General features: G+C 35.9%; 8 protein-coding genes. All 8 read right to left on the bottom strand.

Annotated elements, in window-relative coordinates; all coding sequences use genetic code 11:
* Window positions 1–89: 89 nt before the first annotated feature.
* Window positions 90–2,129, bottom strand: a complete 2,040-nt coding sequence (locus tag MKS83_RS19165; RefSeq protein WP_002981207.1) for a heavy metal translocating P-type ATPase — start codon at window positions 2,127–2,129, stop codon at window positions 90–92.
* A 43-nt stretch (window positions 2,130–2,172) separates the two neighbouring features.
* Window positions 2,173–2,649 carry an MgtC/SapB family protein gene (locus MKS83_RS19160; RefSeq protein ID WP_002981210.1) on the bottom strand — a complete coding sequence of 159 codons (477 nt, stop codon included), beginning with the start codon at window positions 2,647–2,649 and terminating at the stop codon, window positions 2,173–2,175.
* 1 nt (window position 2,650) lies between these two features.
* The gene (locus MKS83_RS19155) at window positions 2,651–4,627 is read right to left on the bottom strand and encodes an LTA synthase family protein (RefSeq protein WP_002981212.1); all 1,977 of its coding nucleotides are present in this window, start codon (window positions 4,625–4,627) and stop codon (window positions 2,651–2,653) included.
* Between the two features lie 163 nt (window positions 4,628–4,790).
* A complete protein-coding gene (locus tag MKS83_RS19150; protein WP_002981213.1) occupies window positions 4,791–5,684 on the bottom strand; it encodes a cation diffusion facilitator family transporter in 894 nt (297 codons plus the stop codon).
* Window positions 5,685–5,712: 28 nt separating this feature from the next.
* Entirely contained in the window at window positions 5,713–6,591 is an 879-nt protein-coding gene (locus MKS83_RS19145; RefSeq protein ID WP_002981215.1) for a bestrophin family protein, read from the bottom strand.
* Between the two features lie 31 nt (window positions 6,592–6,622).
* Window positions 6,623–7,363, bottom strand: coding sequence for a methyltransferase family protein (locus MKS83_RS19140; protein ID WP_034689560.1), 741 nt, complete (start codon window positions 7,361–7,363; stop codon window positions 6,623–6,625).
* Window positions 7,364–7,423: 60 nt separating this feature from the next.
* Window positions 7,424–8,743, bottom strand: a complete 1,320-nt coding sequence (locus tag MKS83_RS19135) for an efflux RND transporter periplasmic adaptor subunit (RefSeq protein WP_002981220.1) — start codon at window positions 8,741–8,743, stop codon at window positions 7,424–7,426.
* A gap of 71 nt (window positions 8,744–8,814) precedes the next feature.
* Window positions 8,815–13,179: a CusA/CzcA family heavy metal efflux RND transporter gene (locus MKS83_RS19130; protein WP_027374942.1), complete on the bottom strand. Its 4,365-nt coding sequence runs from the start codon at window positions 13,177–13,179 to the stop codon at window positions 8,815–8,817.
* Between the last annotated feature and the right edge of the window lie 67 nt (window positions 13,180–13,246).

The following is a 13,246-nucleotide window of genomic DNA, read 5'->3' as shown; positions in this document are numbered from 1 at the left end:
GATTTAAAGATTAGTTAGATATTGGAGGCTGGTTTAAAAACTTCATTTTATTTATTGAATTACAGTATTTAAAAAAATCTGAAAAGTAATTATTCAAATTTCATTTTCTGAATTCTTACGGCATTCAGAATAGCAATAAGTGAAACTCCTACATCAGCAAAAACAGCTTCCCACATCGTTGCCAGCCCTCCGGCTCCCAGAACAAGTACAATTGCTTTCACTACAAATGCTAGGATGATATTCTGCCAAACTATCTTTTTTGTCTGTTTGCCAATATTAATTGCAATAGGAATTTTTGACGGTTTATCATCCTGAATTACGACATCGGCTGTTTCAATAGTCGCATCACTTCCTAATCCACCCATAGCAATTCCTACGTCACTCAATGCAACCACTGGTGCATCATTTACCCCGTCACCAACAAATGCAACGCTCTCTTTTCTTGCTTTAATCTCTTTAACTTTATTGACTTTGTCTTCCGGAAGTAAATCTCCAAAAGCATTATCAATTCCTATCTTATGCGCAACATATTTAACCACACTACTCTTATCCCCACTGAGCATGGTCACCTTAACATTAAGATTATGAAGTTTTTTGATTGTAATCCCTGCATCTTCTTTTATGCTGTCTGCAATAGTAATAAGGCCAGCAAATTTTCCTTCATATGCTATTGCGATGATAGTATAAACAATTGTGGAAGGGTCAATATCATATTTAATATTGAATTTATCCATTAGCTTAAAATTACCTACCAACAAATCTTTTCCGTTCACAGTCGCTATAAGACCGTGACCTGCAATTTCTTCCGTATTCTCAAGATTGATAGAACTATCAATTTCTCCAACATACTCATGAATAGCGGTTGCGACAGGATGCGTTGACTTACTCTCCAGTGCATTTACCAGCTTAAGAATTTCGTCCTGGTCAAAACCTGGCAGAATTTTAACTTCCTGAACTTTAAAAACACCTTCAGTCATTGTTCCGGTTTTGTCCATTACAACGTTTTGTATCTCAGCAATTTTATCGAGAAAATTACTTCCTTTAAATAAAATCCCATTTCTGCTTGCGGCACCAATCCCTCCGAAATATCCTAAAGGAATCGATATTACCAATGCACAAGGGCATGAGATCACTAAAAATACCAGCGCACGATACAACCAATCTCTAAATACATAATCATCAACAATGAAATATGGTACAACGCAGATTAAAATTGCCAATAAGACGACTATAGGTGTATATATACGAGCAAATTTTCTGATAAAAAGTTCTGTAGGTGCTTTTTGTGATGTGGCATTCTGTACCAATTCCAAAATCTTACTTAATTTACTATCTTCGTAAGCAGTAGTGATTTTTACTTGTGCGACGCTCGTCAGATTGATCATTCCTGCTAAAACTGACTCCCCTTTGCTTTTCGTATCTGGTTTACTTTCGCCTGTTAAAGCAGCGGTGTTAAAGGATGCCGAATCACTTAGCAATTCACCGTCCAACGCTAATTTTTCACCAGGTTTCAATTGAATAATCTCTCCTATTTTAGCTTGTGCAGCTTTTATAGTTTTAGGAATATTATTCTCCAAAATTGTAACCTCATCTGGGCGCTGGTCAAGTAAAGCTTTAATATTACTCTTAGCCCTTGTAACTGCGAGAGTTTGAAAGGTCTCTCCTACAGCATAGAACAACATTACAGCAACACCTTCAGGATATTCTGCGATAATAAATGCGCCGACAGTAGCAATGGTCATCAGTAAAAATTCCGAAAAGACATCACCTTTTACGATACTTTCAATAGCTTCTTTTATAACAGGAAGGCCAACAGGAGCATAAGCAGCCACATACCATATTGTCCTAATCCATCCATTAAACCATTCAATTTTCACGTAATTATCAAATACTATTCCCGTTAATAGAAGCACCAGTGATATTACTGATGGTAAAAACATTTGAAAAATAGTCTTATCCGTGCTTCCGTGGTCGTGCCCGTCTTCATCGTTATGATCATGATCATGCCCGTCGTTCGCTGTATGTTTCGATTTTTCCAGGAGATTATCAGCCTTTTTATCAATCTTTTCCTCTTGTGCAGAGCAGCATAGCTGTTTGCCCTCTGCGTCATACTTGTGAATGTGTTCCATAATATTTTGATTAAATGTTTACATTTTTAAATCTTAAAGTAAGCTAAACGTCGTTTCCTTCATCATGCTTACTTTTGTTTGAAATATTACTTTTTATTATCTTTCTAAACCATGTGAATTTATTAAGAGATAATAATATGTAAATTAAAACGGTAGAAAATATAGCCAGTACATACATATTGAGAGCAACTGCAGAGCCGACTGCCGCCGTAGCCCATAAGGCAGATGATGTTGTCAGCCCCATAAGACTGTTGCTTTTATCCTTAAAGCTCAAACCTGCGCCGATAAAGCCGAGTCCCGTTGCTATCGCAGCGAGCATTCGTGCAATAGCAGATTTATCATCTGTAAGGTGAGATGCAATTGCAACAAACAGACACGAAGCCAAGGTAATTGCACCAAAAGTTCTGATTCCCGCATCTTTATGGGATGTTTCCCTCTCAAAACCTATAATACAACCTAATACTATTGACAAAAAGAGTTTAGCTGCAATAATTAACTCAAAGCGGAGATCCATATTCATATCAATTATTTTTTTTATTCTGCTTCAAACCATTATTTTTATAAAGGTAATAGGCTGTTTGATAATTGGCAATTGCCCTTCTTATTATTTCCGGCTTAGGTAATACAGCAATCTGATCGTTTTTTCCTTGTATATATTTAAAAGTCTCAACTTTTTGTTGGGGTGAAAGGATGACGAGATCATCATTCTCCATATAGGCAAGTTTTTGGTAAGTTCCCACAAATATTCTGGGAATATAGTTGTCGCTAATTACATTTTTCCCATACAGATTGCTTGTATATTTCCATCCTAAAAAGTTAAATAAAGTAGGATACAAATCAATTTGAGAACACATTTTATCGATTTTCAAAGACTGCTTGTCCTGAAGATTTACAATCATCGCGGGAATGTGGTATTTTGATATATCAATTTCATTTTTCCCGGCGCTGCTAGCACAGTGGTCTGCAACAATAACAATAACAGTATTTTTATACCATGGCTTATTTTTTATCTTTTTCAGAAATGCTCCTATTGCATAATCTGTATATTTAACTGCTCCTTCTCTTCCTGAACCAGAGGGAATATCAATTTTACCATCCGGATAGGTGAACGGTCGGTGATTTGACGTAGTCATAACAAAGTCGTAGAAGGGTTTGCCACTTTTATATTGCTGATCTGATTTTCTGATTACCTCATTGTAAAGATCCTCGTCACATATCCCCCATGCGTTTTCGAAAGTAATATTTCTATCATCGATTGAAGTTCTTGGCGCAAGATAGTTTTCCCTTGCAAATGCATTTCTGTTTCTATCAATAATGTTATATCCGTTATTCCCAAAATACTTGTTCATATTATCAAAATATCCGTCCCCTCCGTAAAAAAAACTTGTATCATAACCCTGCTCACTGAAAATTGACCCTATTGTTGTCAGCTGGTCATTATTTTTTCGTCTGACGATACTATTACCTGGTGTAGGTGGTATTGCGAGAGAGAGAGCTTCCATTCCTCGAACCGTCCTCGTACCTGTAGCATACATATTTGTAAATAAAACACTTTCTTTTGCAAGCGAATCCAATACCGGAGTTATATCCTGATTATTTCCAAAAGTTTTCATGAAATCTGCACTGAAACTTTCCATTGTAATCATAATTACATTAGGTCTTTGTATAGTTGCTGTGGTAGGTTTAATTTTTCTTTCGATTGAGAAACTGTTCTGCAGAAATATTGAACTGCTGTCTTTCAAATCATTTTTAATAATCTTAAAAGCATCCTTATTATCCATAAGTTGATAAAAATGATCGTAATTGATTTCATTATTATTATAAGCAGAAAAGAATGAATAGATTCCTGATTTTGACAATTCATTTTGATAGCGGTTGGTACTCAAATCCGCAAAATTGTTTTCGACTAAGAAAGCATAAACAAGAGTTGCTGCAAAAATTCCAACCGTTATTTTCAGCCTTGACAAAAATATGGTAGTGCCTTTGAAAGTATCAAAAAAATATTTTTTTCGGATACAGAAAAAAATTACAAAAAATGTGAGAATAATCATCACTGCAATTAATATGGGCAGGGGATAAGATTCATTGATATTATTAATTACTTCGTAAGTGTAAATAAGATAGTCTACAGCGATAAAATTAAACCGGCTTTCAAATTCCTGCCAAAAAGTTATTTCAGCAAAAAAGGAAAAAAACAGAATCAATATACCAAGAGAAAAAGAAAAGTAGGTAATGATTTTATTTAATCTAGAATCTACCAATCGTTGGGGCAAAATCAACAAATAAAGGCTATATGGAAATATGAAAAACAAACCTACCCCTATGTCATATATAAGTCCTAATAAAAATACTCTAATAAAAGATACTGCAGAAAACTCAGCCTTTTGAAATGAGGACAATACAAATCCCAGCCTTAGTAAAAAAGACATTATGATAAATAATAGAAAAAATCTGGTAAGCAATGCATAGCTGCTCTTAAAAAGACTTTTAGGTTTCATACCGAGAATAGATTTATTTTAAAGTTAAATGTGGATAGCGATCCCATGAACCGCCAAGCAAGCTTCCCGAAGTGATTCATAATCCGTAGGTCAGAGCCAACAATTATTACATCAAATCTGTTTTCCATATTCCAGTATTTTTGATTATTAGTATTTTAAATCTTTAAAGATGTGCTTCGCTTTCTTTGTGTCCTTCTGTTTCAATTTGAAAAGTAGTATGAGAAATTTTAAAATCAGTAGTAGCTATTTCTGTAAGTGTTTTTAGTAGAATATTCATATCCTCACTACGGTCAGCAATGACATGTGAACTCATTGCATTTACACCTGAAGTAAGAGACCAAACATGCAGGTCATGTAATTTTTTGACTCCATTTATGGATTCAAGAGATTTCCGTAAATCTTCTATGTTGACATCTTTTGGTGTACCTTCTAAGAGGACATTTATAGCCTCTTTCAAAAGTTTCCAAGTCCTTGGAAATATTAAAAGACCTATTGCAGCAGAAATTAATGGATCAGCATAATACCAACCTGTTGTTAACATTATTATTCCTGCAATCATTACTCCTATTGATGTTAATCCATCTGAAAGAACTTCAAAATAAGCGCCCTTCATATTTAGACTCTCAGAAGAATCTTTACGGATAATTATGATCCCAATGATATTTACCACTAAACCAATCCCAGCTACAATCAACATAGGAGTACTTTGTACCTCTGGAGGACTACTAAATCTCTGATATGCTTCAAACAAAACATATAGAGAAATACCTAATAAAACAACTGCATTAATAACGGCAGCCAATATCTCTGTTCTATAGTAACCAAAAGTTTTCTGAGAAGTTGCTTTTCTTTCACCTATCTTGATAGCAACGAATGCTAAAAATAGCCCTACCACATCTGTCAACATGTGCGCTGCATCAGCTAACAACGCAAGACTCTTTGTTGTAATACCTCCTATTACTTCTGCAATCATATATGTACCACTTAAGCAAAGTACAATCAATAGATTCTTTTTGTGCTTTGATGAGGCTGAAAGATTTTTATTATCATTATTCATAATTTCAAGATGTTATCATGTATTTAAACTACATTTCAAAATAGGAATCATTCTGTCTTTTAGCGGGAATATTTTTCTCACCAATCATTTGAAGAAGGTTAATTTCAATCGTGTGAGCCAAAGCTGTCATTGGCGTATCAACAGGAGTATTCTCAAAAGGATCCTGCATGATAATAGCTGTTTTCTCTATCGTAATAAATATAATAGGGACAATGATAGTAGTCGCTATTTCAACAGTCAACTGAGAATCTTCCAAACCAAAAGGCAGTAAAAAAGCAAAAACATAAATCAATGTATGAAGCAGGATACTGTAAGCTCTTGGAAATACTGTATTTTTCAAACGCTCGCATTTTCCCATGCTGTCACATAATCTCATAAGAACCTCATTTAACTGAACTTCTTTAAAATCTGAAATACGACCTTCTGCAGCAATTTTTCTAATATGTTCAGAATGCTTATCCAAAATTGCATTAGGAATATTTGTTCCTGTAATATTATGGGACTGCAGATAATTCTTCACTTTATCTGAAAATACCTGTTTTCTCAACGCTTCACCTAATGCATACACCCACACGATCTGTCTTTCTGTAAATACCCTGCTCTCCTCAGGTAGTTCAGGAACAAACTGTCTTACTAATCTTATAAAAGATCTTGAGTCATTGACTATAGCTCCCCATACGGTTCTTGCCTCCCACCATCTTTCATATGACTGTGCTGTTCTGAATGCCAGAAGTAATGACACTGCCGTTCCCAGCAAAGCGGGGATGCTTAATGGAATAGATATTTTTTTAAATAAAGATATATCATCCAAAAAACCTATAAGAAAAGCAAAAAATACAATCAATATGATCTGGTACTTAATCTGACGGACAAAATATCCTATTGAAATTCTTTTGTTGAGTAACATAGTTTTTTTGTATTTAATATTTATATGTTTTCTACCTTTTAATTTCGAGGGAAAACCCTTTATTTCTTTTTATTATTTTCAAGACCACATATAACAGCATAGTCACTATGCAACCTGTAATAAAAACATTATTGAAATGAAGGTGGTTATTCATAACTTCTGCCGTAAGATCAAATACAGTAAAAATCAGAAAGATGGCAAAAAGTCCGTTTTTTTCTTTAAGCAAAACTTTTCTGATACTGAACCTCAGCTGATTACTTTTGAACAATGAAAAATTAGGTATAAACGGAGGTACTCTTTCAGTCCACCTGATATAATAATCCCCAAATTTTCTTTCAAGAAACTGCTCCTCAGCAAATATGATTCTTTCATAATAGATCCAATAAAAAAGGATGAATGAAACTATAAACCATATGTTTTCAGTAAACAGAGCTACACCAAGCCACATAAAGAAATTTCCGAGATACAGTGGATTTCTGACAATACTGTAAATTCCTGTTGTATTTAATTCATCAGCCACCTGACCCGCTTTTGTGTTTCTGCCTGATGTATTTTTTGGAGTAAAACCAACTGTGTAAATTCTTATGCTTAATCCGAAAATACTTATAAGGAGGCAAAACAATTCATAATAAACATTACATTCAGAGCTACTTCTGTTCCAGTTGGTCTCAATAAAAACTGCTAAACCAATGAAAAGAATGATAAGCGGTAAAAAACTTCTGTATCTGAACAGCCAGTTACCTTGTTTTTCAAGTTCTTGTTTTAAGGCCATAATCATTAATTTTTAAATAAGAGTGAAACACCTTAAGGTTAATTTCACTCTTTGAGTTTACTAATGCCCATGATCTCCAGCGTTCGATAGTTTAGCATTCACGAAGAAAGCTCCTTTAACGACAATCTTTGCATCTTTTGGAATTTCAGTAACAGGAGTAATAGCGGTATAGCCCATTTCTGATGAACCTTTCGCCACTTCAACTTTTTCAAAATTCATTTTCTTCCCCTGTTCTTTCGCGTGATTTCCAGCTTCCTGTTCATTTTTGTGACCGTGTTCAGCTTCTCCTTCATCATGTCCATGTCCATGATCATCATCTGCCTTCTCTAGAGCTTCATGCTCCTCAGCTTTTTTGTCTGTCTGTACAAATACATAGAACTTACCGTCAGCCTCTACAATTGCCTCATCGGGAACTGCAGGCGTTGTCGCACTCTCAAGATTAATTACACCTGTGATATTCATTCCGTCGATCAACCCCACTTTATTTCCTGTAACATTGGCATGAACAGAAATGGTCTTGCTTTCATTTTCAAAAGAAGAACCAATACTATAAACTTTTGCATTATAAAGCATTTCAGGGTTATTGGTCAGCTTAAACTGTACATTTTGACCTACTTTCATTTTAGGAAGGTCTCTTTCGAAAACTTGAAGATCCAAATGAATCGAACTGTTATCAATCATTTCCAAAACTGGAGACGAAACATCCACATAACTTCCTATCTGCGCATTGATATTACTTATAATACCACTTATAGGAGCAGTAATGACCAATCCTGAACGTAGATTCCTGTTATTAACCTTTCCTGGGCTTATTCCCATCAGCTGAAGTTGTCTCTGTAAAGATGCTCTTTGTGTTCTCAGACTCTTCAGTTCGGCATCAGAACTCTGTAGATTCTTTTTGGCTCCTGCATCATTGTCAAATAGCTCTTTCTGCCTTCTGAATTCCTGCTCTGCAAAAGATATTCGACTGTTTACGGTTAAATATTGCTCCTGCAGCTGAATGTATTCTGGATTACTGATGCTTGCCAACACCTGCCCTTTTCTTACATAATCACCAATCTGAAAATTAATGGTCTTAATAACACCTCCATATAAAGAGGTCACTGTAGCTTTTTTATCATTAGGAACCCTCAACAATCCGTTGGCTTTTATGGTTGACGTTAGGTCTTTCATTTCAACTTGTCCCAGTAAGACTCCTACAGATTTCATTTGTTCTTCTGTAAGTTCAGCAATAGTTTTCGGTCCTTCTTCGTGAGCACCCTCTTCAGCTTGTTCTGTTTTGGGTTTTTCTGTTGTTGCTTCCGCTGTATCTTTCTTTCCGCAACTAACAGCAAAAAGTGAAATTAAAGCTAGAGATACAATACTATATTTGATTTTCATCTTTATAAATTTATTTGTCAGATGAAGTACCTGTAATACTGATTAATTAATAGCATTACAGGCATTTCATTTTATTGATTGATTATTGAATTAATGATAATGACAGATTCATTGACCTGCTGAATGGATTGCAGATATTTCAACTGAATATTGGTAGAAGTCTGCAAAGCAAAAAGATATTCCACATATGATATTTCCCCTGTTTTATATCCCAACTGCCCTGCTTTTGTAATCTTCTCAGCATTTGGAATAGCCAGATTGACATAGTAATCATACTGTTTTATATTTTGCTGATATTGGTTCAAAGCATTTTCAAGCTGTGCTTCCAATTGTTTTTGCTGAAACTTCGCATTGGACTCCGCCATTTGCTTTTGATAATCCAGTGAACGAATTCTCGCCTTGGTTGCACCAAAAGTTAATGGAATAGAAACTCCAATTGTTGCAGAATGAAATCTGTTTCCACCGTTAAAATATTGATCCATTCCATTTACAGTCTGAAAACCAATCAGTGACTGATTTGTATAACCTATTGTGAAATCCGGTAAACCTAGGGACTTTTCAACCTTTTTGTTTTTCTCAGCAATCTCCATATCCTGATAAAAAGCCCTTACCGTAGGATGTCTTGCAACAACAGTACTGTCCAGAACATAATCCGCTTTCAGAGGATGATAATTCTCATCATATAATATGGTAAAATCCTCAGAAGTATTTAAAAGTGCCTTTAGGTTTTTGTAAGCATTAATCAAATACACCCAATTTTGTTTGAGTAACAGATTAATTTCTCCTTTCTGCGTTTCAGCGGTATTAATTTCAATTTTTTTAACATCTCCCGCTTTAAACCTAACTGTTGCAATTCTAATAAAATCGGTATATAAGCTGTCCAGGTTTTGAAGTTTTGTCTGATTGTACTGCAAGTACTCAATCTGATAATAATATGTTCTAACCTGTTTAGCGAGTTCATTTGCAGACACCTCTTTACTTATTTGTTTACCTTTCACCTGCTCGTTAATAAGGTCTTTTTTGGCTTTAAATAAGCTGGGAAATGGAATTGTCTGAGAAATGGAAAACATTTGATCAAACTTTTTCGAGTTATACTGTCCCAATTGCATATCTGCATTCATTTTAGGAAGTTCTTTGGCGGTAGGCAATAATGCTTCCGTGGCCTTAATATCCAGATCTTTTGACTTCATCAGGTTATTGTTGGTTAGCGCCATCTTGGTAGCCTCCTCAAGACTCAACGGATTACCCTGCTGTGCTTTAAAAGTCTGACCTAAAAATAAGAATCCTAATATCACAAGTGTTGCAACTGATTTATTACCTATTTTCTTTATGTTGATTTTTGTATTAAAAATAATATAAAGCATAGGCAATACAAATAATGTCAGGAATGTAGCTGTTACCAAACCTCCAATAACAACTGTTGCCAGTGGTTTCTGAACTTCTGCTCCTGCTCCCGTAGAAATTGCCATTGGCAAAAATCCTAATGAAGCCACCGTCGCTGTCATCAAAACGGGTCTCAACCTCGTTTTGGCACCTACCAATACGCGCTTTAGAATATCGGTTTCGCCTTCTTTTTCCAGTTGGTTGAAAGTGCCTATCAAAACAATTCCGTTCAAAACCGCAACTCCAAATAAAGCAATAAATCCAATTCCTGCACTGATACTGAATGGCATATCTCTTAATATTAAAGCGAAAACACCACCAATAGCACTCATTGGAATGGCTGTAAAAATTAGCGCAGCCTGTTTAAAAGAGTGAAATGTAAAATATAAAAGCATAAAGATCAGTAGCAACGACACAGGAACAGCAATCATCAACCTTGCGCTCGCCGCCTTTAGATTTTCAAACTGACCACCATAGGTGAAATAATATCCCGACGGAAGTTTAACCTGTTGATCCAGCTTTTTCTGAATATCTTCCACAACGCTTTCAACATCTCTGCCTTTGACATTGAAACCGATAACAATTCTTCTTTTTCCTGCCTCACGACTGATTTGTGCGGGACCTAATTTATAACTGACATTTGCCACCTGTGAAAGAGGAACCTGCACTCCGGAATTGGTGGAGATCATCAGGTTATTTACATCATCGATATTAGTTCTGTTCAGACTGTCTAAACGGACAACAAGATCGAATCTTCTTTCATTTTCGAAAACCTGCCCTGCTGCCTGTCCTGCAAATGCAGTACTTACAGCACTGTTAACATCCTGAATATTCAGTCCATAATTGGCCATTCTTGTTCTGTCATATTCCACATTAATCTGCGGTAGCCCACTAACACGTTCTATTTGTGGGGAAGTTGCTCCCTGAACCAATTGAATAACTTTTGCTGTTTTATCTGCATAAATTGCCAATGAATCTAAATTCTCACCAAATATCTTCACCGCAACGTCCTGTCTGATACCGGTCATTAGTTCATTAAAACGCATTTGGATCGGCTGGTTTTTTTCAAAGAAAACTCCTGGAATGGTTTCCAGTTTTTCAGAAATTTCGTCGGCTAATTGTTCATAGGATTTCTTGGTTTTCCATTCATCCTGTGGTTTTAGTACGACAATCATATCCGTGGCTTCCGGCGGCATAGGATCAGTAGGGACTTCTGCAGCTCCTGTTTTTCCGACAACCATTTTTACCTCATCGAATTGCTTGATAATTCTTGAAGCCTGCATTGAAGTTTCTATACTTTGACTTAAAGAACTTCCCTGTGGTAAAATACAGTGAAAAGCAAAATCTCCTTCCTGTAATTGAGGAATAAATTCTCCTCCCATTCTACCAAAAATCAGAACTGCAACGGCAAATATGGCAACTGTTACTCCCACCAGCCAATATTTAATTTTCAAAGCTTTTTCCAAAAGAGGCTGATAGATTTTTTGGAGTCTGTTCATCATCTTATCTGAGAAAGTCTCTTTATGAGAAGGTTTTTTTGATAAGATCAAGGCACTCATCATAGGAATGTAAGTCAGTGACAAAATCAAAGCTCCTAGAATTGCAAACCCTACTGTCTTAGCCATTGGTGTGAACATTTTACCTTCAACACCCACTAAAGTTAGAATCGGAATATAAACGATTAAAATAATGATCTCTCCGAATGCAGCACTGCTTCTAATCTTTGACGCAGAAAGGAAAACCTCTTCATCCATTTCATTTTGAGTCATTACCTTCATACTTTTTCTCATTCCAAGATGATGAAGGGTGGCTTCGACAATAATCACTGCACCATCTACAATCAAACCAAAATCAATAGCTCCTAAACTCATCAGGTTGGCGCTTACCCCAAAAACATTCATCATTCCTAAAGCAAATAGCAATGAAAGGGGAATTGCTGAAGCTACAATCAAACCAGCTCTTAAATTTCCAAGGAAAATAACCAAGACAAAGATTACGATCAATGCTCCTTCAATCAGGTTTTTTTCTACAGTACTGATTGCTCTTCCTACCAGATCTGTTCTGTCCAAAAATGGCTCAATCACAACATCTGCCGGAAGCGATTTCTGAATGGTAGGAATTTTTTCTTTAACTCTTTGAACGACTTCATTACTATTGGCGCCTTTCAGCATCATAATTACACCTCCCACTGCATCTACTTCGCCATTATAAGTCAAAGCTCCATAACGGACTGCGTGGCCTAAGCCAACATTGGCTACATCTTTAATGAAAATCGGAACACTACCCGTTTCATTTTTGACAGCTATATTTTTTACATCTTCAATCGAAGTAACGATTCCGATTCCACGAATAAAATAGGCATTCGGCTTTTTATCAATATAAGCACCTCCGGTGTTTTGATTGTTTTTCTCTAAAGCAGTAAATATATCTGTAATACTTACTCCCATTGCTTTTAGACGGTTTGGATTTACTGCAACTTCATACTGTTTCAACTCTCCTCCAAAGCTGTTAATTTCCGCAACACCAGGAGTTCCGTTAAGCTGTCTGCGGACAATCCAGTCCTGCATTGTTCTTAGCTCCTTACTGCTGTATTTTTTCTCACTGCCTTTTTTAGGGTGAAGAATATATTGATAGACTTCGCCCAAACCTGTACTTACAGGAGCCATTTCAGGTGTTCCCACACCTTTCGGAATTTCTTCGGCAGCTCTTTTTAATTGTTCGCTGATTAACTGACGGGCAAAATAAACGTCTACATCTTCTTTGAAAACAACGGTAATAACTGATAGCCCAAACCTTGAAATACTTCTTGTTTCTTCAATATTTGGGACATTGGCAATACTTTGCTCGATTGGAAAAGTAACGAGTTGCTCCACTTCCTGTCCTGCAAGCGTCGGGCAAACTGTAATAATCTGTACCTGATTGTTGGTGATGTCCGGTACGGCATCAATAGGTAATTTTGTGGCGCTCCAAGCACCCCAAATGACTAACATCAAAGTCATCAAGCCTATGATGATTTTATTTTTGATGCTAAATCTTATGATATTATCTAACATTGGATTTAAATTTTATTGAATGTCGAGCTCATTTCATCAAAAAAAAAGGATGAATTATGAACGACAA

The organism is Chryseobacterium sp. Y16C, assembly GCF_022488405.1.
In the GTDB taxonomy this organism is placed as follows: Bacteria; Bacteroidota; Bacteroidia; order Flavobacteriales; family Weeksellaceae; genus Chryseobacterium; species Chryseobacterium geocarposphaerae.
The sequence above is the reverse complement of the archived record's forward strand: the minus strand, read 5'-3'. Positions and strand labels throughout refer to the sequence as shown.

Bases quoted from the DNA above. Each gene is read 5' to 3' on its own strand.
- MKS83_RS19165 (WP_002981207.1), bottom strand. From the start codon at position 2,129: ATGGAACACATTCACAAGTATGACGCAGAGGGCAAACAGCTATGCTGC.
- MKS83_RS19160 (WP_002981210.1), bottom strand. From the start codon at position 2,649: ATGAATATGGATCTCCGCTTTGAGTTAATTATTGCAGCTAAACTCTTT.
- MKS83_RS19155 (WP_002981212.1), bottom strand. From the start codon at position 4,627: ATGAAACCTAAAAGTCTTTTTAAGAGCAGCTATGCATTGCTTACCAGA.
- MKS83_RS19150 (WP_002981213.1), bottom strand. From the start codon at position 5,684: ATGAATAATGATAATAAAAATCTTTCAGCCTCATCAAAGCACAAAAAG.
- MKS83_RS19145 (WP_002981215.1), bottom strand. From the start codon at position 6,591: ATGTTACTCAACAAAAGAATTTCAATAGGATATTTTGTCCGTCAGATT.
- MKS83_RS19140 (WP_034689560.1), bottom strand. From the start codon at position 7,363: ATGGCCTTAAAACAAGAACTTGAAAAACAAGGTAACTGGCTGTTCAGA.
- MKS83_RS19135 (WP_002981220.1), bottom strand. From the start codon at position 8,743: ATGAAAATCAAATATAGTATTGTATCTCTAGCTTTAATTTCACTTTTT.
- MKS83_RS19130 (WP_027374942.1), bottom strand. From the start codon at position 13,179: ATGTTAGATAATATCATAAGATTTAGCATCAAAAATAAAATCATCATA.